This window comes from Paenibacillus cineris (assembly GCF_018333335.1).
GTDB lineage: Bacteria > Bacillota > Bacilli > Paenibacillales > Paenibacillaceae > Paenibacillus_AQ > Paenibacillus_AQ favisporus.
The window spans coordinates 213,572-235,116 of sequence record NZ_BORU01000002.1; the positions used below are offsets into that span (position 1 = coordinate 213,572).

Consider the following 21,545-nt stretch of genomic DNA (forward strand, 5'->3'; position numbering starts at 1 on the left):
GTGTAAGCGATGGAGCCCCAATCTCCTATGGATGGACCTTTCAGCAATCTTACACGGATGTAAGCTTGCGTCACCGCCTGCAGGCTTGTCTTGTCCGGACGCGCAGCAAAAAGGCGCCGAAATCAACGATTCCGCACCTGTACCTGTGAGCGCTCAAAATGGAGACGGACCGCCGTCCCTTCCCCGGGCGCCGATTCGATGCGAATGCCGTGGCCCAGCTTGTCCGCGACCTCTTTTACGAGATACAGCCCCATACCCGTCGATTCCTTGAACCTGCGGCCGTTCTCGCCCGTGTAGAAGGGACGGAAGACCCGCCCGAGGTCCGCCTTCGGAATGCCGACGCCCCGGTCCCGGATTTCCAGGGTCAACGAACGGTTGTCTTCAGTCCTGGCGGAAACCGTAATTTTGCTGCCGGTGCCGGCGGCATATTTGATGGCGTTGGACAGCAGCTGCTCGAGCATGAACCGCATCCATTTGGCATCGGTTTGCACCATAACCCCGTCGTCCACCTGAACTTCCGGATACACATGATTGCGGATAAAATACCGCTTGAGCTCATGCACCGTTTCGTTTACGGCCTGCCTGAGCCCTACGGGCTCCACGCTGAAGTCCTGCTCGAAGGTTTCGAGACGGGACACGTACAGCACCATCTCCAGGCCGCGCCGGATGCGGTCGGTTTCCTCCGATATGCTGAGCAGACGCTCATCGTCTTCACCCTGCGTAATCATTTCGATGACGGATACCGGCGTCTTCATCTGATGCACCCACTGGTTCATGAAGGTCAGGTGCTCCTGCTGCTTGCGTTCCCAGGTCTGAAGCAGGTTCTGGTAATGCCGGTACTGCGTCTCCAGCAGATGGTTGAATGCTTGGGACACCGGTGCGGTACCGCCTGCGGCGATCGACTCGTTTAAGGCTTCGAATGGACGGGATAAGCGCATGTACAGCAGCCGCTGGCTGAAGAAACGAAAGATGAGATATCCGGCAAAAATAAACAGGCCGAGAAAAATGCCATAGAGCGCCGTGAGCGGATGGTCGTATCCGTCAAACCAGAACACAGCCACAACGGCCAGCAGTTCCAGCATCGTGAAGATCAGCAGCGGAATATGATCGCGAATGAAGAGCTTCAACGTCATGCCTCATCCTTCCATGCCATATTGAGACGGTAGCCCGAGCCGCGCACCGTTTCCAGCGCCTCCCCGATGCCCAGCTCCGCCAGCCTTTTGCGGACACGGGTAATATTCACGCTCAAGGTGTTGTCGTCCACGAACGTGTCGTCCCACAGCTTCTCGAGGATCGTTTCCCGGGAGACCAGCCGCGGACTACGTTCCAGCAGGGTTTCAATCAGAATCGTTTCCTTCCGGGTCAGGGAGATCCGCTTGTCCCCCAGCTTCAGCTCCATCCGTTCGGGATACAGGACAAGCCCGGCTTGTTCGACCGTCCGCTCACCGCCGGCGGCATAATCCCCATAGACGCGCCGGAGCTGGCTGCGAATTTTGGCCATCACGATTTCGTAGTGAAACGGCTTGGTGATATAATCGTCGCCGCCGTTCTCCAGGGCCATGACCTGATCCATCTTTTCGTTGCGGGCCGAAATAAAAACGATCGGGCAGGTCGACACCTGTCGGATCTGCCGGCACCAGTAGTAGCCGTCGAAGCTCGGCAGGTTGACATCCAGCAGCACGATATGGGGGGCGGCCGCCGTAAACTCATCCAGCACACGGTCGAAATCGTGAATGACGATGGCCTCGTCCCCGTATTTTTGGATATGGGACTGAAGCAGACCGGCGATCTTGGGATCGTCCTCGACGATCAATATTTTATACATATCCGAATTCTCCTTATGAAAGCAGTACTCGTGTTCCTATAATCGTTAACTCAGTATCATTATACACGTAAACCGCTGCGGGATTCAGGCAGCCAGGGTTCTGGACGGGAAGCGGGGGACATCGAATAAGGGTCCGGAGATCCCATTGAAAAAATATTTTTTCGGAGCAGATAACTTTTTGCTGTCTTCCTCCGTCAGATATTACACAGTCAATAATTTCTATATCAGGAAAAGTAAAAGGAGGCGCGTTTGTGAAAAAAATTTGGTTAACGCTTATGGCCGCCGTGATGATCTTCTCGGTCGCCCTCGGCGCCAATCAGGGGCAGGCAGCAGCCGCAGCCAGTCAAATCTCGATTTATATTGACGGCCAGAAGCTGTACTCCCCTCAGGCTCCCATTATGGTGAAAGGCAGGGCCATGCTCCCGATGCGAGCCATTTTTGAGGCGCTCGACGCCACGATCGACTGGAACGCGAAGACGAAAACCGTCACCGCGAAACGGGATCAAACGACGATCGTGCTGAAGATCGGCTCTAAGTCTGCGATCGTCAACAACCGGACATTGTCCCTGGATGTACCCGGCCAGATCTACAAGGGCAGCACGATGGTGCCTGTCCGGTTCGTCAGCGAGGCGCTGGGTGAAAAGGTAGACTGGAATGCTTCTAACAAGACGGTAACGATCACGACATCCGGCGGACCGGTTAATGCCGTGGCCTATGTTTCGGCCCGGACCATTTCCAAAAACGGCGACGGACGCGATGTGGAAGTCAGCTTCCCGAAAGTTTCGCCGGAGTCCGGCGTAAGCGAATACCGGGTGCTGATGGTCAAATCGGGCAATGCGTACAATTTCAATCTTGCTCAGGCGCTTTCGACCAGCAGCTACACCTCGATCCGCCCGGACGGGGATGACGTGTCGATTACCTTGTCGTCCCAGACCCGCGACGTGAACGGCGATTTGCTCCGGTCGGGGCAGTCCTACGCGGCGTTTGTTCTGACCGTGGGCAAACGCGGAAACAGCGCTCTGTCCGGCGTATCCCAGACAATCACGCTGTCTCAGGCTCCGACCCTTCCATCCGTTGGAGCGGTTTCGAACCTCAAAGTATCCGATGCGAGTGACTACGGGGACGGCCGGGACCTGTCTGTCAGCTTTACCAAGGCCCAAACCGAAAACAATATTACGAATTACCGCATCTATGTGGTCAAAACCAAGGATAAGAACAGCTTTGACCTGGCGGCTGCGAACAAGGTATCGTCCTCAAACTTCACGGTGGTGAACAAGGCTGGGACGACCTTGTCCGGCAATCTTTCTTCTTCGGCAAGGGATACCTCCGGCGAGCTGATCCGGAACGGGGTTCCTTACACGGTGTTTGTGATGTCTGTCAGCAATACCGGCAGCTACACGTCGCAGCTGTCCGCTGCTTCATCGTCCATTACGCTGGCGGCCAATGCGGTATCTGCACCGGTCATTACCCGCGTGGATGACATCAGCAATTATGGCGACGGCCGGGATCTGCGCGTGAACTTCAACAGGGTATCCGACGAGTCCCGTATCGGTTCTTACCGGATTTTTGTCGTGAAGGACAGCAAGGCAGGCAGCTTTAGCCTCTCGGCAGCGAACAATGTTCCGAGCGCTTATTACACGCAGGTGGGCAAAACCGGTTATAACATCAGCCAGGTGCTGTCTTCCGGAGCGCGTGACGTCGACGGATCGCTGATCGCGAACGGCGTTGTATACCGTGTGTTCGTCATGGCCGTGGGAACGGGAAGCTATTCCGGCAGCAATGCGCTGTCTTCGGCGTCTTCTTCCATCGTGCTCTACGGCAACGGTAATGTCGATGCGGCAAGCAATGTGAATGTCAGCGACATTAGCGATTACGGCGATGGCCGCGATCTGCGGGTTACCTTTAACCGGGCATCCGACGAGAGCCGTATTTCCGGCTACCGGATCATGGTCGTGAAGTCGAACCAGGCAGGAAGCTTCAATCTGTCCTGGGCGAACTCGGTGTCCAGCTCGAATTACACGACGGTAGACAAAACCGGATATAACATTACGAAGGTGCTGTCTTCCGGAGCAAGGGACGTGGACGGCGACTATATCCGCAATGGCACCAGCTACCGGGTGTTCGTTCTGTCGATCGGTTCCGGCGGCTACTCCGGCAGCAACGCGCTGTCTTCCTATTCCCCGGCGATTACGCTGGGCACCAACGGCTACGTAGGACCGGCAAGCAACGTGAGCGTATCTGACGTTTCGGACTACGGCGACGGCCGGGATCTGCTTGTGAACTTCAAGCGTGCCGACGACGAAAGATATATCGGCCAATACCGGATTCTCGTCGTGAAAAACGGGGATGCTGGACGTTTTGACCTGAATGACGCCAGCGCGGTGCGCAGCTCGAACTATACGGCAGTCACGCCGAATGGTGCCAACGTCAGCAAGGCTCTCGCTTCGGGAGCGCGAGATGTGGATGGGGACGCCATCCGGAACGGCATCTCCTATCGGGTATTTATTCTATCGGTAGGAACGGGCAGCTACGCCGGAACGAATGCTCTCTCCTCGTATTCGCCATCCATCACACTGTCGGGCAACGTGAAGGTCGACCCTGCAACGAATGTGAAGGCGGCGGATATCGGCGATAACGGCGATGGACGCGATCTGCAAGTGACTTTCAATCGTGCCAAGGACGAAAGCAACATTAAAGGCTACCGGATTCTCGTCGTACAGGAATCTCAGGCACAATTTTTCGATCTATCCGATGCTGAAAAAGTGCCAAGTTCGCTCTACACGCCCGTTAGCACGACTGGCTCTAATTTGAGTGTTAAGCTGAACACTGGAGACCGGTCCGTCGATAATAATGCCATCAAAAATGGCCTCAGCTATAAGGTGTTCGTTTTGTCCGTAGGGGCGAACGGTACCAATGCGCTGTCTGAACCATCTGCGCCGATCACACTGTCCACGAAGTCTGCAAGTCCCGTAACGGATGTCAGCGTGTCGGATGTAGGGGACAACAACAATGGCAGTGACCTGGAGGTTGCCTTTACCAAAGCGGCGGATGAGAGCGATGTTTACGGATACCGCGTCTTGGTCGTGCCTGCCGATAAAGCAGACGGACTTAAGGCGGAAGCAGCAGCAGAGATCCGGAATTATACGGAGGCACGGAAGGGAGAGAACTTTAAACAAACGCTCAGTCCGGATGCCAGAGACATCGACGATAAACTGATTGAGAACGGAAAATCTTATAAGGTGCTGGTCTTGTCTATGATGACCACGTCCGGTAAAGGAAGCGTCCTGTCGAAACCTTCCAATGAAATCACACTGCAGTCCAACCCGACCCTGGTGACCCGAGTCACAGCCTCGGAACTAAAAGATGAAGAGGTGAAAGTTACCTTTGCGAAGGCAGCGGATGAAAGCACCATCGATTATTACAAGGTGTTCGCCGTGCCGGTTGGATCGACTACGTTCATGACGGCGAAATCCGCCAAGGAGGTACCGGACAGCTTCAAGAAAGTCGATAAGGCCAACAAGGGTTCTTACGAGACGGCTTTCCAGGCGGGCGACAAAGATATTTATGGCCAAGAGCTGGATACGGATGCCAGCTACCTGGTATACGTCCTGTCCGTGTTGAAAGGGGACCAGGCTTCCAAAAGCGTGCTTTCCTCCGAAACAGGTTTTATGTTCGTGACGCCATTCGACAAGGATAAGGCGGATAAGTACGTCAAAAATCAGCTGGTGAGCGATCAAGGCAGCATTTATCAGGTTGTGAAGGACTCACCGCAAGGAACGCCGGACAAATCCGGCGACTATAAACTGCTGAAGAAGGCGGAAGCCAAAACAGCCGTCTCCAGCAAAACAAAGGGCTAAGAAGGGTTTCACGTAAACCTGCCGATCATCGGCCCACAAATCACAGCTCCTGGATGATTGATTCTAGGGGCTGTTTTTTTGCGTATGTCTAATTTGCACATGAAAAATCATCCAATTACTAGGGTATTCTTACGGGATTCTTTGCCCTTACAATAAATTTACTCATCCTTGGTAACCGCTTACATGAAGTGCTGCAGCTGCAGCAATCCGCATGTCAGTCATCATCGATTTAGCCGAAAACGCTTTCGAAAAACCAGACCATTTTATGATTGAGGAGGGCAATGATGTTCAAGAAGACGTTAAGCTTGGTTCTCGCCGCTTCCATCGCGCTGCCGCTGGCCGGTGCGGTGGGCCCGGTGTCCGCTGACAAGGCGAACCATGGTAAAGGACCCAAGGCACCTGACCAAACGTACAGCTGGGACCGGGTCAAGGTTGTCGGCGGAGGTTTTGTTCCGGGGATTGTCTACAACCCGAGTGAGAAGGATCTGATCTACGCACGGACGGATATCGGAGGGGCCTACCGCTGGGACCCGGCCACGAAGACCTGGAAGCAGCTGCTGGATTTTGTCAGTGCAAAAGAATGGAACATGCTTGGCGTGGACACCATGGCGACGGATCCGGTGGAAACGAACCGTTTGTACGTAGCGGCCGGAACCTACACCAACGACTGGACCGACATGAACGGCGTGCTGCTGCGCTCTACGGATAAAGGGGAGACGTGGCAGCGCACGGAGCTTCCTTTTAAACTCGGGGGCAATATGCCGGGAAGGTCGATGGGCGAGCGGTTGGCGATCGATCCGAACAATAACCGCATTCTTTACATGGGTACCCGCAGCGGTAACGGGCTGTGGCGCAGCACCGATTATGGAGTCACCTGGAGCAAAGTCGACAGCTTCAGCGCCGCCGGCAACGTGAAGGACTCAACCAATGATCTCGTCGGCGTCGTGTGGGTAACGTTTGATCCGTCGACGGGGAGCCAAGGGAAAACCACCCAGACCATTTACGTGGGAGTCGCCGATACCGAGCACAGCATCTATCGGAGCACCGACGGCGGTCAAACCTGGGAGCCGGTGCCGGGACAGCCTGACCAAGGATTCCTCCCGCACCATGGCGTGCTTTCGAAGAACGGGAGCCTCTACGTGACCTACACCAAGGAAGTGGGTCCGTATAACGGCGGTGAAGGCTCGGTGTGGAAATACGATACGTTAACCGGACAGTGGACCGATATCAGCCCGACCGGTGCGGGTTCTACGGATAGTCCGTACGGCGGCCTTGCCGTCGATGCGCAGCACCCGGATACGATCATGGTCGCCACGATGAACAAATGGTGGCCGGATGAATTCATCTACCGGAGTACGGACGGCGGCAAGACGTGGAAGCCGTTCTGGACGCTGGATTATGCCAAAGACCCGGTAAGGACGAACAATTATACTATTGACTACTCCCTGTCTCCGTGGCTGGATTGGGGCGAAAAAAAGAATCTGCCTGAACAGAATCCGAAGCTCGGCTGGATGATCGGCGACCTGGAGATCGATCCGTTTAATCCGGATCGGATCATGTACGGTACAGGTGCGACGCTGTACGGGTCGGAGAACGTGACTGCCCTGGACAAAGGAGAAAACATCAATATCTCCGTCATGGCTGACGGGATCGAAGAGACGGCGATTCTCGGCTTGATCAGCCCGCCGAGCGGGGCCCATCTGCTGAGCGCCATGGGGGATATCGGCGGCTTCCGCCACGACGATTTGACCAAGGCGCCGTCCATGATTACGAATCCGTATATCGGGACAAGCACGGACATCGACTATGCCGAACTGAACCCGGACATCGTCGTCCGTGTCGGCAACAGCGACGGGGCCAACCCGAGAATGGGCGTGTCGACGGATAACGGCAAGACGTGGAAGCCGGCGGCCAACGCCTGGACATCGGCATCCGACGATGCTACGCAGGGCGGCTATGTCGCAGTCGGTGCAGACGGCTCTTCCATCGTCTGGAGCCCATCCAACTCGGCCGCTCCGAAGCCGGTGAGCTATTCGCGCGACCTGGGCGCCACATGGACGGCCTCGTCCGGGGTTCCAAGCGGCGCGAGAGTAGCCTCGGACCGGGTGAATCCGAATAAGTTTTACGCGATTGCAGACGGCACGTTCTATGTCAGCCAGGACGGAGGCGCCTCCTTCACCAAGGCAGCCTCGGGCCTGCCGACCAACCTGACAAGTAACTTCAAAGCCATACCTGGCGTAGAAGGAGACATCTGGGTGGCCGCTGCCGCGGATAACAAGAACCAGGACAGCCTTTTTGGATTATGGCATTCCACGGATTCGGGACGGACGTTTACGAAGCTGGGACAGATCCAGGAAGCGGCGGCCATCGGTTTCGGCAAAGCCGCTCCCGGCCAGAAATACATGGCGCTGTATGCCCATGCCACTATCAACAATGTGGACGGCATTTACCGCTCCGATGACGCAGGCAAGACGTGGACACGCATCAATGACGACCAGCACCAGTTCGGTTCGGCCAACGCGGCGATCACCGGGGATCCAAGGGTTTACGGCCGCGTATATTTGGCGACCAACGGCCTCGGCATTGTTCTTGGTGATATCGCCGGCAGCCAGGATACGGCGGCACCGGTCATCACGGTGGACGACAAAGGCAAACCGCAAAACAACCGGAACTATGTGCTCTCCGGCCGCGTGAACGAGGCTCTACAGGATTCCGCGATCAGCGTTTCCTTAAATGGCGAAAAGCCTTTTACCATAAAAGTTGTGAACGGCAAGTTCAATCATAAGCTGACCTTGGCCAACGGGAAAAACCGGATTGTGCTGGAAGCAGCCGACCTGGCAGGGAACAAGGCAAGCCTTGAGGTTACGGTCGAGTACAACGCCAAGAAGTAATTTGAAAAGGGCGCTCGGGGATCCATCTTAAAGGGACCTGCTGCTGTCCATGCGGTGAGGACTGCCCACGATCGGCATCCTGCCCCTTTCCAAAGCGGTATAAATGAGGGACCGACCAGGGACAGCAAATCCGCTGCCCGGGCGGTCCTTTTCTTTTTCAAGAACAGATCAGCGCCTTTGGTAGAAATGAATTTCAGCCTGCATGAAAGCGCTGTTGTGCAGGGGAACGGGGCACCGGTGTCGAAACGATTCAAACAGAATGATAAAATAAAATGATAAGCCAAACGATTGGAGTGAGAAGCCGTGGCCAGCATTAAAGATATCGCCAAAAAAGCCGGCGTATCCATATCAACGGTATCCTACGCGCTGAACGGAAGCCCGAAGGTGACGGATGAGACCTGCGCCCGGATTTTGGCCATCGCCAAAGAACTGAATTATGTACCCAATGCGGCGGCACGAAGCCTGAAGAAAAAGGAGTCGAAAATTATCGGGGCCTTTCTGCCGGACTTTAGCGGCGGTTTCTACGGAGATCTGCTTCAGGGAATGAAGGGCACGCTGATTCAAAAAGGATACGATCTGGTCGTATGCAGCGGCCCCCAGTCGCACCGGTTGCTGGCCGAGAAGCTGTTTGACGGGGCGCTGATCCTCGACCACACGTTCTCGGACGAGCAGCTGCTGAACTTTGCCGAGCTCGGGCACCGGCTGGTGGTGCTGGACCGGGAGCTGAAGCATCCGAATATTAATCACGTTCTTCTCGATAACAAAGCCGGGGCCAGCCTGGCGATGGAGTATTTGATCGACCTGGGACACCGGAAAATTTACGTGGTTACCGGTCCCGAGGGCTCTTATGACTCGAAGCAGCGTATGGCTGCGGTCAGACAAACGGTTGAACGAAACAGCGACGTGGAATGCATTGAAATTTCCGGTGACTTTAACCGCACGGGCGGCGAGCGGGCCGGCAAACAGATTGCCGCGGAATTCGCGGGTCCGGTGGCGGTCTTTTGCCTGAATGACGAAATGGCGATCGGCATGTATGATTATATATCCGAAACGGATTTGGAGATGGGCAAGGACATCCACATCATCGGTTTCGATAATATCGAGCTGTCCGAGTACATCCGCCCAAGGCTTGCGACGATCGATTATTCCAAGAAAAAATGGGGTTCGCTCGCATCCGAGCAGCTGATCAAAATCATTGAAGGCAAGCCGGTCGAAAATGAGCGGATTTATGTGACTTTGGTCAAGGCGGAATCGGTTAAGCCGGTCTAATCAGTCCAATCCCGCCGGGCGGCGGCCGCTGAAGTATAAAGAAAGATATTCCTGCTCATCCTGAAGGTAAACCGACAGGGAGGATGCAGGAATGATCAATTTGGAGTCCAGACTCGAAAACGTGGAAGACGAATTCGTCAATATTGACAGTTACCTATGCAAGCATGATTTTTCGCTGGCCGGCAACTGGGATTACAAGCACGGCTATCTGGATAAGCGCCTTGACCAGGAAAGAATGGTGTGGCTGCGGATCCCTTTTCATGTAACCAAAGGCAACCTGGACGGCGAATGCGGCGGCTGCCGGGCGACCGTTAAGCTGGGACGACCTTTCGTATTCAAGTACGTATACAACACGGGAACTGACAAGCATGCCATGCCCCATCTGCTCGGCGCCTTATTCGACCAGTTTCAGGCACCGCTCGATCCTGACGCACATCTGGAGGACGAGTGGGTGCAGCGCGCAAGAAGCGTTCTGCAGGAAGTGGAGCTGGGGTATTTACCCTAAGGATTTCGCCGTAAATTAGAGCAGCTTGGTCAAATTCGTTTGGCCGGGCTGCTTTTTGTTTTGTACAGGAAAGCGGGGCGATAACGGTGGGGGATCGCCTGAGCTTACGTTGTTTCTTTTTATACAGCCATCGTTTGTTTCATAGAGTACAATAGGAGAACTATAGGGAAGAAAGGAGGTGTCAGTCAATGAAATACATGGAGACGGCGGAACTTCCGGACGAGCTGTACGAGCTGCTGGACGGCAGGGAGCTGATCACGAAGCAGCATGAGGCGATGATGCTGATGACCGTAACGGAGGAGGGCTGGCCGCATACGGCCATGATCAGTGTAGGCGAGATCGTCGCCCTGGACCGGGGGCAGGTCCGGCTGGCCATGTGGAACGGAACCGCGACGACCCGAAACATGATTCGTACGGGAAAAGCGACGCTCGTTCTGGTCTACTCCGGTAAGGCCTATTACGTAAAGCTTGTGCTGAGACTTCTGCCGGTGCTTCCCGCAGCCAAGCATCCACGGGAGCGTTTTGAGGCGGACATCCTATCCGTACGAGCGGACGTGGCCGCGTATGCGGACATTAGGTCCGGCATCCAGGTCGACTTTAAGGAGCCCGAAGCCGTGCTCACCCGCTGGTATGAAACGTTAGCCGAGCTAAGGTTGTAGAAAGGCAGCCGAATGCGGATAAAGGCGCTTCCGCGCATCCCCGGACTGGGCAGCTGCCTGGTCTGAGGATGCCGTATAACGCGGTTCAGCTATCATGAGTTTACGCCGGTAGGGCTTTTCTTCTGATCTTTCGTGCTTTGTTCGGAATTTATGCAACATGTCTTTGAAAGCGCAATCATTCGTATATACAATAACATTACGAAATTCACACTTGGAAAAAGAGGGTGATTCGCATATGAGATCCTGGCTCCTCACGCGCTTTCCCCCGCTACACTCGATTGTCGTGCAGCTCTTCCTCTTCTTTTTCTTCGGGATGACTCTTCCTGTCCTTATAGGAGGTTTTTTGTCCTACCACAAATCGTCCTTGATCGTTGAACAGCAGGTCAGCAAGGTGGCCGCGCTAACGATCGTGCAGGTCAGCGACAAGCTGAACATGTTTTTTAAGAAACTGGATGACTCCTCGATGATGGTATTAAACAGCAAAATCGTCCACAACATTTTGGAGCAAAGGCAGGGCGACAACGCCTATGAAACGACGCTCAAGGTGAAGGACGGTAAAGATATGCTGACCTCGATTATGATCAATTCACCGGAAATTCTCGATATTTATATTTTTGATGTCAAAGGCAAAAACTCGGTGCTCAGCGCAGACTCGCTCATGTCGATTCCGAATCAGTGGGATTCCGACTGGTACAAAGCCATTTTGAAGGCGAACGGCAATACCGTATGGTTTGGGCTCTCCGAAACCTCATACCTGAAAAAGACCGGGATGGGCTTCCCGGTGTTTGGTCTCGGCAGGGCTATCCGCAGCTGGGAGACCGGCGAAATTATCGGCGTCATGTTTGTCGAGGTGATGGGGAACGTGCTGATCGATGAGCTGAACCGCGTTCAATTCGGCGATACGGGATACGTCTACATCGTCAACGACCGGAATCAGTATTTCTACCATCCCGACCCGGACGAGTACGGCCAAACGTCGAAGCTGCCGCTGCCGGCCCGGAAGACGCAGCTTCGCGAAGGGCGGCGGAACACACTGATGATTCCCGAGCTGCTCGACAACGACTGGCGTGTCGTCGGCGTCGTGCCGCTGGAGGAGATGACAGCCGATTCAGCCAGCATCCGCAACCTGACGGTGTTAATTACCCTCTGCTCGATCGTGCTGGCGATCGGCATGGGCTACTACGTTACACGCAGAATCGGAAATCCGCTCGTCAACTTGAGCCGCTTGATGCGCAAAGGGGAAGCCGGCGACCTGACCATCCGCAGCCGCAGCGTCGGACGCAACGAAATCGGCCAGCTTGGGCGCAGCTTTAACAAGATGATCGAACAGATCGAGCTGCTCATCGAGCGGATTGCCAAGGAGGAATCCGAGAAGAAGAAGGCCGAAATCCGGGCGCTTCGGTACCAGATCAATCCGCATTTTCTGTACAACACGCTGAATTCGATCCGCTGGCTGGCCAAGCTGAACCGTACGAACGATGTCGACCAGGCCGTCACCTCGCTCGTCCAGCTGCTCGAGGTCAGTATGGGGCGCAGCGGCGTCTTTATCCAGTTAGGCGAGGAGCTGGACCTGCTGCAGAAATACATGGTCATTCAAGGGTACCGGTATGACAATGCCATCACCCTGCTTATCGATTGTCCCGATGAGCTGAAGCAAATTCCGATTCCGCGCATGCTGCTGCAGCCGATCGTGGAGAACGCGGTCTTCCACGGCATCGCGCCCAAAGACGAACCAGGCACGATTGAGATCCGTGCTCGGCAAGAGGGGGAGGAGATCATCGTCAGCATCGCCGACGACGGTGTAGGTATGAGCGAAGAGCGGCTGGCCCACATCTTCGCCGACGAGCGTGCCCATCATCACCGGGGGATGACCAACATCGGGCTGCGCCATGTGCACCAAACGATTCGGCTGTATTACGGCAGCGGATACGGGGTCAGCGTGACCAGCGAGCTCATGCAGGGGACGGAGGTCACGATTACTTTTTCAAATTTAAAGGGGGATCAGGATGTACAAAGTGCTGTTGGTTGATGATGAAGCCATCGCAAGAATGGGGATTCGGTCTACTTTTGAATGGGAAGTCAACGGATTCGAGCTGGTGGGAGAAGCCTCCAACGGCCAGCGGGCGATGAAATGGGTCGAAAGCAAGGAGATCGACATTCTGATTACCGATATTGCCATGCCGGTCATGGATGGGCTTGAGCTGGCGCGCAGGACGAGGGAAATCTGTCCTTGGGTCAAGGTGCTCCTGCTCAGCTGCCACAGCGACTTCGAGTACGTCCGCGAGGGGATCCGGCTGGGTGCCTTTGACTATATTTTAAAGCCGATGCTGAGTGCGGAATCGCTGAAAACGGTGCTGTACGAAATGCGCCACAGCCTGCAGAAGGAGAAGGAGGATCACCGCATTCTGGAGCAGTACAAAGAAAAAAACAGCGCAGATCCGGCGGTTGCGGTGATGCCGCTGCCCCTCCCTGCGGATTGTCCGCCTCCGGATAAATCGCTGCACCAACGGATCGTCCAGCAGGCGGTCGAGTATATTTCGGAGCATTTTACAGAGTCGATTTCTCTGCAGCAGGTTGCCGACAAGGTGTGCGTCAGCCGCAACTACTTCAGTGAAATGTTCAAGCGGGTCACCGGACATAATTTCATCGATTACTTGATTACGCTGCGGGTGAACCGGGCCAAGGAGCTTCTGCAAAATCCAACGCTGAAGGTATATGAGGTCGCGGAGATGTCCGGCTTCAATGACACCAAGCATTTCAGCAAGCAGTTCAAAAAGGTCGTCGGACTGACGCCGGCTGAATTCCAGGGCATGCCGCGCAGGTGAGGTGTCCAAAACACAGGAAAACATGACACGATTTCGGAAATATGTGCCGTTCAAAAGGCGAAGGGCGCCGTTTTATAATAATCACGTAAGCGTTTTCACACCAAGGTGCTAATCCGATGACTACTCTTTTGAATGGGGGAGTAAAGAAATGAAGAAGCTCAGAAAGTCCTTGCTAGCGGTAGTATTGTTGGCGTCGGTTGTGCTGCAGGCATGCGGATCGGGTGGCGGCAGCAGCGATAACCAGGGAGCGGTGGCGGAAGACGGCAAAGGCAGCGGGGAGAAGGTCAAGATTAAATGGGCGACCTGGGGGAACCCCGGAGAGCTGACCCGCTTCCAAGAGTTTACGAAAGATTTCAACTCGAGGCACCCGGACATTGAGGCGGAGCTGATTCCGATTCCGGGGGAATACGACCAGAAAATTTTGACACAGCTGACGGGGGGAACCGCCCCTGACGTGTTTTATGCCGGCGATGGCTTCGTCGTGAAGCTGATTGAGAACAAAAGCATCGAGGAAGTAACGCCGAGAATGACGGCGGCAGACAGCAAAATCAAACCGGACGACTACTTCGAAGGGCTGTGGGGCGCGGCCAAGCGTGACGGCAAAATCTACGGCGTGCCGGTCGACTGCAATCCGATGGTGCTGTGGTACAACAAGAAAGTGCTGAACGACGCGGGAATTACGGAGATGCCGGCCGATCTTCAGGCGAAGGGTCAATGGACCTGGGACGCGTTCAAAGGCATGGTGGAGAAAATCCGCGACTCGAAAAAGTATGGATACGTGCTGGATAACTCCTGGAACAGCTATTACAGCTGGGTAACATCCAACGGCGGCAAAGTTTACGACGACAACGGCAAGTTCATCGGCTATGACGATCCAAAGTCGAAGGAAGCTTTTCAGTTCCTGTACGATAACGTGAAGGAGAAAAATATTACGTTTGCCGGTACGCTGCCGAAGGGGCAGGGCGGTGACGCCATGTTTATGTCCAACCAAGTCGGGTTCGTCGGTGCTGGACGCTGGTATCTGCCGCTGTTCAAGAAAAACTCCAGCCTGGAGTACGATGTCGTGACCTGGCCGACGAACACCGGGAACAAGATTGAACCGGCCGGAATTCCGACGGCATTCCTGGTCATGAACAGCGCATCGAAGCATAAAGACGCCGCCTATACCTTCTACTCCGAATTCCTGAGCTCGGATGGCCAGAAGTTCCGTCTGCAAGGCGGGGGTAATGCCGTACCGTCCGTTCAAGGCGTGGATGACGTCGTTCTGGAAGGCAATCTGCCGGAGCATGCCCAGCTGTTCCTCGATGCCCGTGAGGTAGGTTATTCGCTGACGCCGTTCGAGGCCGGCATCCCAGGATTGAGCACGGATATTACTTCCAAGTTCGAGGCATTGTGGCTCAAGAACGGCGAGTTGGACGCATCGCTTAAAGACATCCAGGAAATGGCCAACAAAAAAATCGACGATTATAAAAACGGCAAATAACGAAATTCCGGAGGGAAGGAGCGCAGGGCACAGCGCAGCGTTCCTTCCCTCTTTCCATGCCGGCCGGCGGCTGGCGGCCAGCGCTTCATAAGGCGTAATTCGCAAGAGGAAGGTGGATGTTTATGCAGAATCAGACGGCCGATCGAACGGCTTCTGCGCCGGCCTTGCAGCCGGACAACAAACGGAAGACCGCTATGACGAGCAAGACATCGGATGGCATATGGGGCTACGTCTTTATTTTCCCCCAATTGGTCGGACTGCTGCTGTTCTCCTTAATTCCCCTGATTTCGGCTTTCGTGCTCAGCATGATGAAATGGGACGGGATGGGGGAGAAGCAGTTTGTCGGACTGGATAACTTCATCAACACGTTCAAGGATGAGGATTTCCGGATCGCCGTGGTCAACACGCTGTATTATACGGTGCTAACCGTGCCTACGGGCATTATTCTGGCGATGCTCATCGCGGTGGGCCTGAACCGGGTACAAGGCAAGCTGATCTACAGACTCATTTATTTTATGCCGAACATTACGATGTCCGTGGCGGTCGCCGTCGTCTTTATGTGGCTGTTTAACGCCGATTTCGGGTTGATCAACCTGTATTTGAAGGAATGGTTCGGGATCGACGGTCCCCGCTGGCTGACCGACACGCGGTTTGTCATGCCGTCGATCGCCATGCTCAGCGTGTGGATGGGGCTTGGCGGGAATATGGTCTTGTTCCTGGCCGGGCTGCAGGGCATATCCGCCAGCTATTACGAAGCGGCACAGATTGACGGCGCCAGCAAATGGCAGCAGTTTGTCAATATAACCGTTCCGCTGCTGTCTCCGACGACCTTTTTCGTGACGATTATGACGATCATCGGTTCGTTTCAGGTGTTCGACCAGTCGTTCGTCATGACCTCCGGCGGGCCCGCGAAAGCGAGCTATACGATCGTGTTTCATATTTACGATTCGGCGTTCGTGGACTTTACGTTCGGGAAAAGCACGGCGACCGCAGTCATTTTGTTCATCATGATCTTGGCGCTGACGCTGTTCCAAATGAAAATGTCCAAACGCTGGGTCCATTACGAGGACTAGAATCGACCGGATAAGGAGGAGAACGCATGCAGACCAGAGGACTTCGTTTGTCCACCGTCCTGCTTCACATTATATTGCTGATCGGCGCGTGCATTATGGCACTGCCGTTTGTTTGGATGCTGCTCAGCTCGCTCAAGGATCTGTCCCAAGTGTTTATCGTGCCGCCCAAATGGATTCCCGATCCGTTCGTGTGGTCCAATTTCAAAACCTCGTTGACGGCTTTGCCCTTCGGAAGGGCGTATTTCAACAGCTTCTATATCAACATCATCGTCGTTGCTTCACAGCTGTTCACCTGCTCGATGGCGGCTTACGCGTTTGCCAAGATCCGCTTTCCTTTCCGGGAGCCCCTCTTCGTCCTGTTTCTGGCGACGATGATGGTGCCGGGGCAAGTCACGATCATTCCCCTGTACTTGATGATGAAAAGCATCGGCTGGCTCGACTCGCACTTGTCGATCATTGTGCCCGCCGCGCTGTTTAACGCCTTTGGCGTGTTCCTGCTGCGTCAGTTTTTCAGAGGCATTCCGAAGGAGATGGAGGAGGCCGCCATCGTGGACGGTGCCAACCGCTGGACGATTTATGCGCGGATCATGCTGCCCCTGGTGAAGCCGGCTTTGTCGGCGCTCGGCATTTTCACGTTCCTCGGCATGTGGAACAGCTTCTTCTATCCACTCATTTTCCTGAACACTCCTGAAAAATTCACCGTCCCGATGATGCTGAACCTGTACCGCGGCATGTATTCCACGGACTGGACGCTCATGATGGCCGGCGCCTCGATTGCGCTGATTCCGGTGCTGATTGTGTATATTATCGGTCAGCGGTATATCATTGAGGGCGTAACGCTGTCCGGGATCAAGGGTTAACGGGTTGTGTTTATATTTGGAGATAAGAAAGTATTAAACTTTCCAGGCAAACATCTTTATCTCGCAGGAAAAACTTCCGCTAAACGCGGTCTGTCTTCTTAGAAAAGATGTCGTTAAACGTGTTTGTTAGCAAGTCGCCGCAGCGTGGCCAAATTTCTTTGGCCAGGCTGTTTTTCTTTGTAGACGTAAGCTGCCAAAAAGGCGGGGTGAACGAGCGCCAAGGAAATGGGGATAGCGGTATGGGGAGGACGGTTGAAGGGGAGGACGATGCTTCTGGAAATATAGGCAAGCCGCTCATTTTGCGGGGGAAATATGATACTCTATACTTTAGTTCAATCTTTCTAGTGAAGAGAATTTACTTTATAAGGGCCATGCATCGGAGCAGGGAACACAGAGGGGGAACAAGATAGAACTTATGAATAAACGTTCACATACGGATGCGAAGGCAGGCGGCTCTGCGGCCGCAGCTGGTTCCGGACCGGGCGCGAACCGGGTCTGGATGATTATTGTGCTGGGGGCGCTGTCGGCCTTCGGTCCGTTTTCGCTTGATATGTATTTGCCGTCTTTGCCGGAAATGGCCAAGTCAATGCACACCACGGCCTCGTTGACCCAGCTCAGCTTGACGTCCTGCCTCATCGGGCTTGCGGCAGGCCAGCTGCTGGCGGGGCCAATCAGCGATGTGAGAGGACGCCGCACACCGCTGATGATCGGGATGGTGGTGTACGGGGTTTCGTCGCTGCTGTGCGCCTTCAGCCCGTCGATTGAGCTGCTGATTCTGCTGCGATTTATCCAGGGCATTGCCGGCTCGGCGGGCATTGTCATTTCGAGAGCGATCGTCAGGGATATGTATTCCGGGAGCGAGCTGACCAAGTTTTTCTCCATGCTGATGCTGGTGAACGGGGCGGCGCCGATTCTGTCGCCGATCCTGGGCGGGCAGCTGCTTCAGGTGACTTCGTGGCGCGGCGTATTTATCGTGCTGACCGCCATCGGGGTCGCCATGCTGCTGGCCGTCATGCTCGGGCTGCCGGAAACGCTGGCGCCCGGCAACCGCTCCGGCGGCGGAACGCTGGGCACGGTGAAGACGTTCGGCAAGCTGCTGCGCGACGGCAAGTTCATGGGCCTGGCGCTCAGCTCAGGCTTCATATCGGCCGCGATGTTTGCCTACATTTCCGGCTCGCCGTTCGTGCTGCAGGAAATCTACGGGGTATCCCCGCAAATGTTCAGTGTGATCTTCGCCACGAACGGGCTCGGGATCATTATCGCGGGGCAGATCACCGGCCGGTTGGCCGGACGCGTCAGCGAGAAAAAGCTGCTCGTGACCGGCATTACCCTGGCGACGATCGGCGGCGTGCTGCTGCTGATCCTGCTCGCTGCCGGGGCAGGCCTTGCGGCGATCCTGCCGCCGCTGTTCGTGGTCGTATCCTGCGTCGGCATCGTCGGAACCGCAGGTTCCTCGCTGGCTCTGCAGGATTACGGCCGCTCGGCAGGCAGCGCCTCGGCGCTGCTCGGGCTGCTCTCCTACATCTTCGGCGGGATCGTCAGCCCGCTCGTAGGCATCGGAGGCAGCACTTCGGCCCTGCCGATGGGCATCGTCATCGCCTGCGCGGACGTCGGCGCCGTGCTGTGCTACGTGCTGCTGGTGCGCCGGCACACGCGTGCCAGCCAAGCCGGCTCGGCGGACGCCTCGGCAGGGCTGTGACGCCGGGATCGCTGCGGGGCATGGCTGGGAGGCGGCCACCGGGCCGCCTTCACTGCGTGCCGCTGCGCGGCGCGGACTGAAAAAAACCTTGAACGGGAACGTGCCGTTCAAGGTTTTTTTGTGTGCTTTGCAGCAGCAGTATTGCCAATCTGCATTTATTTTCACGGAAAAGGAGAAGGGGCTTTCCGCAGACAGGCGTCACGGTCATCCCCTCATCCCTTGAGACCATCCCTCTGCCTTAGGGATGAGCCGGTGTTTTCCCGAAAAACTGCGGCAAGTATTCTTTGTTGGCCTCCAGCATCTCATCCAGCATCTTGATGGCTACTTCGACCGACGGCACAAGCGGGTGATGGGCCAGCGCTTGGATCGCCAGCCCGCGGTCACCGGTTACCGCGGCGTCGATGGCGAGCTGCTCATAGGTTTTGACGGCCTGGATCAGGCCGACGGCCATCCGCGGGATGCGCGTCACAGGCAGCGGGAGCGGCCCGTTGTTCGTTACGACGCAGTTGACCTCAATGCTGGCGTCCTCGGGCAGGAACGGCAGTGTCCCGCGGTTGGCCACATTCAGCGTCTGGATGTCATTGGTGCCGTTATAGAGCGACCGCATCAGGTTGACGGCGGCTTCGGAGTAAAAGGCGCCGCCGCGCTGTTCCAGCTGCTTCGGCTTCTCCTTCAGATCCGGGTCGCTGTACAGCTCGAACAGCTCCTCTTCGACCCGCTTCACGACCTCGGCGCGGTTGATGCCCTGATGGAAGGACTCGAGCTGCTCCTCCAGCATCGCGTCCGTCATGTAAAAATATTTTAAATAATAGGAAGGCAGGGCGCGGAGCGACTGCAGGAACTCGGGATTCCATTCGCGGGCCGGCACATTCGAAGCGCTGTAGCCGGCGGTATCGGCGAGCAGTTCATCGAGTTTGTCTTCGCCTTCGACATCGACGCGGGTGACCCAGTGAAGATGATTCAGACCCACAAACTCAGCGTAGACCCGGTCAGGAGCGACCTGGTATTTGGCGGAAGTTTGCTTGATCAGGCCGATGGGCGCGTTGCATAACCCAATGCTGCGAACGTTGGAATACTTCAGGATGGCTTCGGTGACCATGCCGGCCGGGTTGGTAAAGTTAAGCAGCCAGGCATTTGGCGCCAGCTCCTCCATATCCCGGCAAATATCGAGCAGGACCGGGATCGTGCGCAGCGCCTTCATCATGCCGCCGGGACCGGTCGTTTCCTGACCGATGACCCCGTACTTGAGCGGAATCGATTCGTCGCGTCCCCGGGCATCCAGCATGCCTACGCGCATTTGGGTGCTGACGAAGTCGGCGCCCTCGATCGCTTTGCGGCGGTCGGTGGTCAGATGCACCTCAATCGGCAGCCCGGATTTCTCGACCATCCGCTTCGCCAGGCTGCCGACGATGTTCAGCTTCCGGAGACCTGGCTCGATATCGACGAGCCACAGCTCGCGGACCGGAAGCTCGCGGTGATGCAGGATAAACCCTTCCACCAGCTCCGGCGTATACGAGGAGCCCCCGCCGATTACAGCTATTTTCAACCCCTGCTTTGAAGTCATGATCCTTCACTCCTATCGGGTAGTTTGGTGAATATGTTCAAAATCGCGGAACAGCCGCATCTGCTCATAGACCTGTTCCGGAATCGTTAGACCGTCCGCCTCCATAGCCGCCCACACGGCGCCGACGACCGGCTCCGTCGCGAGCGTCACGACCGAGGCCGCTGGTGCAACGGCTCGGACGGCCTGCTCAATCGGGCCGCGGATCCATCCGCGGTCACCCCGCGTCAGGAGGCTGCCGGCAAGCACCACATCAAAGGCCTCGTTCTCCATACCGAGCCTGCGGATGACGGCAGCGGCCGATTTGCCGAGCTCCACACCTTGGCGGTTCAAAATTTCCAGCGCCACCGCATCCTGGCCGGCAGCAGCTGCAAACAGCAGACGTGCGGCGTCTACGGGCACGCTGCGCTGGTTGTCGTAGAAATCGTCGAACATCTCGCCGACGGTATCGTAGCCCAGCAGGGACAACAGCAGCTCCGTCAGCTGCGTCGGCTGCTCGCGTCCGTCCCAAGCGCGGATGACGGAGCGGAACACCTCGATGTTCAGGGCTCCGCCTCCGCCAAAATCGCCGTACATGTAATCGAAGCCGCCGCACTGCACATGCTCGCCTTGCGGATTCCGGCCGGCGGCATTGGTGCCTGTGCCGCAGATGAGGGCGACCCCGTACGGCCGCTTCGTCCCGGCCCGGAGGCCGATGACGGTATCACAGTCGACCGAATAATCCGTGAAGCCCATATTTCGGATCATGGGATGCAGGATCCGGTAGTCCGGCTCACGGTCGGCTCCCGCCAGGCCGAAGAAGGTGTGGCGGATGTCCGCAAGCTGCAGCCCGGCGTCGGCGATGGCACCGAAAGCGGCGCTCCGGATGCTCTCGGCGGCCACGGCGGCGTCAATCTGGTGATTCCCGTTGCCGCTCTGGCCTTTGCCGAGCACTTGCCCCTGCTCGTCGGTGAGCAGGGCATAAGTTTTGGTGCCTCCCCCGTCGATTCCCAAATAGTAAGCCAATAGTCGTCACTCCTATATGATCAATTCATGCTT

Annotated in this window: 15 protein-coding genes; 11 read left to right on the forward strand and 4 right to left on the reverse strand. The window is 56.0% G+C overall.

Annotation, left to right across the window (positions count from 1 at the left end; translation table 11 throughout):
* Nucleotides 1-122: 122 nt before the first annotated feature.
* Together KI379_RS21860 and KI379_RS21865 are read right to left on the reverse strand one after the other, a co-directional pair.
* Nucleotides 123-1,127, reverse strand: coding sequence for a sensor histidine kinase (locus KI379_RS21860; RefSeq protein WP_212985140.1), 1,005 nt, complete (start codon nucleotides 1,125-1,127; stop codon nucleotides 123-125).
* A 2-nt stretch (nucleotides 1,128-1,129) separates the two neighbouring features.
* A complete protein-coding gene (locus KI379_RS21865; protein WP_076173028.1) occupies nucleotides 1,130-1,825 on the reverse strand; it encodes a response regulator transcription factor in 696 nt (231 codons plus the stop codon).
* Between the two features lie 251 nt (nucleotides 1,826-2,076).
* Between KI379_RS21865 and KI379_RS21870 the strand changes: the two genes are divergently transcribed.
* The 11 genes from KI379_RS21870 to KI379_RS21920 all read left to right on the forward strand — a co-directional run bounded on the left by KI379_RS21870 (nucleotide 2,077) and on the right by KI379_RS21920 (nucleotide 18,946).
* A complete protein-coding gene (locus KI379_RS21870) occupies nucleotides 2,077-5,682 on the forward strand; it encodes a copper amine oxidase N-terminal domain-containing protein (protein WP_212984908.1) in 3,606 nt (1,201 codons plus the stop codon).
* Between the two features lie 284 nt (nucleotides 5,683-5,966).
* The gene (locus tag KI379_RS21875; RefSeq protein WP_212985141.1) at nucleotides 5,967-8,573 is read left to right on the forward strand and encodes a glycoside hydrolase; all 2,607 of its coding nucleotides are present in this window, start codon (nucleotides 5,967-5,969) and stop codon (nucleotides 8,571-8,573) included.
* A 303-nt stretch (nucleotides 8,574-8,876) separates the two neighbouring features.
* Complete coding sequence (locus KI379_RS21880; RefSeq protein ID WP_212984909.1) at nucleotides 8,877-9,842, forward strand: LacI family DNA-binding transcriptional regulator; 966 nt, start codon at nucleotides 8,877-8,879, stop codon at nucleotides 9,840-9,842.
* 91 nt (nucleotides 9,843-9,933) lie between these two features.
* Entirely contained in the window at nucleotides 9,934-10,347 is a 414-nt protein-coding gene (locus KI379_RS21885) for a YugN-like family protein (RefSeq protein ID WP_076173024.1), read from the forward strand.
* Between the two features lie 197 nt (nucleotides 10,348-10,544).
* Nucleotides 10,545-11,006 (forward strand): pyridoxamine 5'-phosphate oxidase family protein, encoded by a 462-nt coding sequence (locus KI379_RS21890; RefSeq protein ID WP_089550429.1) that lies wholly within the window; start codon nucleotides 10,545-10,547, stop codon nucleotides 11,004-11,006.
* A 343-nt stretch (nucleotides 11,007-11,349) separates the two neighbouring features.
* Nucleotides 11,350-13,035 carry a sensor histidine kinase gene (locus tag KI379_RS21895; protein ID WP_306433696.1) on the forward strand — a complete coding sequence of 562 codons (1,686 nt, stop codon included), beginning with the start codon at nucleotides 11,350-11,352 and terminating at the stop codon, nucleotides 13,033-13,035.
* On the forward strand, nucleotides 13,013-13,831 hold the full coding sequence (locus tag KI379_RS21900) for a response regulator transcription factor (protein ID WP_076173022.1): 819 nt from the start codon (nucleotides 13,013-13,015) through the stop codon (nucleotides 13,829-13,831). Before KI379_RS21895 ends, KI379_RS21900 begins: the two co-directional genes overlap by 23 nt.
* Nucleotides 13,832-13,979: 148 nt before the next feature.
* The gene (locus KI379_RS21905; protein WP_212984910.1) at nucleotides 13,980-15,314 is read left to right on the forward strand and encodes an ABC transporter substrate-binding protein; all 1,335 of its coding nucleotides are present in this window, start codon (nucleotides 13,980-13,982) and stop codon (nucleotides 15,312-15,314) included.
* Between the two features lie 194 nt (nucleotides 15,315-15,508).
* Nucleotides 15,509-16,387 (forward strand): carbohydrate ABC transporter permease, encoded by an 879-nt coding sequence (locus KI379_RS21910; RefSeq protein ID WP_076173203.1) that lies wholly within the window; start codon nucleotides 15,509-15,511, stop codon nucleotides 16,385-16,387.
* Between the two features lie 26 nt (nucleotides 16,388-16,413).
* Complete coding sequence (locus tag KI379_RS21915) at nucleotides 16,414-17,247, forward strand: carbohydrate ABC transporter permease (protein ID WP_076173020.1); 834 nt, start codon at nucleotides 16,414-16,416, stop codon at nucleotides 17,245-17,247.
* Nucleotides 17,248-17,746: 499 nt separating this feature from the next.
* Nucleotides 17,747-18,946: a multidrug effflux MFS transporter gene (locus KI379_RS21920; RefSeq protein WP_244879419.1), complete on the forward strand. Its 1,200-nt coding sequence runs from the start codon at nucleotides 17,747-17,749 to the stop codon at nucleotides 18,944-18,946.
* A gap of 238 nt (nucleotides 18,947-19,184) precedes the next feature.
* Here the strand turns inward: KI379_RS21920 and KI379_RS21925 are convergent, their stop codons facing one another.
* Together KI379_RS21925 and KI379_RS21930 are read right to left on the reverse strand one after the other, a co-directional pair.
* The gene (locus tag KI379_RS21925; RefSeq protein ID WP_076173018.1) at nucleotides 19,185-20,510 is read right to left on the reverse strand and encodes a 6-phospho-beta-glucosidase; all 1,326 of its coding nucleotides are present in this window, start codon (nucleotides 20,508-20,510) and stop codon (nucleotides 19,185-19,187) included.
* Between the two features lie 12 nt (nucleotides 20,511-20,522).
* Entirely contained in the window at nucleotides 20,523-21,512 is a 990-nt protein-coding gene (locus KI379_RS21930; protein ID WP_212984912.1) for an N-acetylglucosamine kinase, read from the reverse strand.
* Nucleotides 21,513-21,545 lie beyond the last annotated feature (33 nt).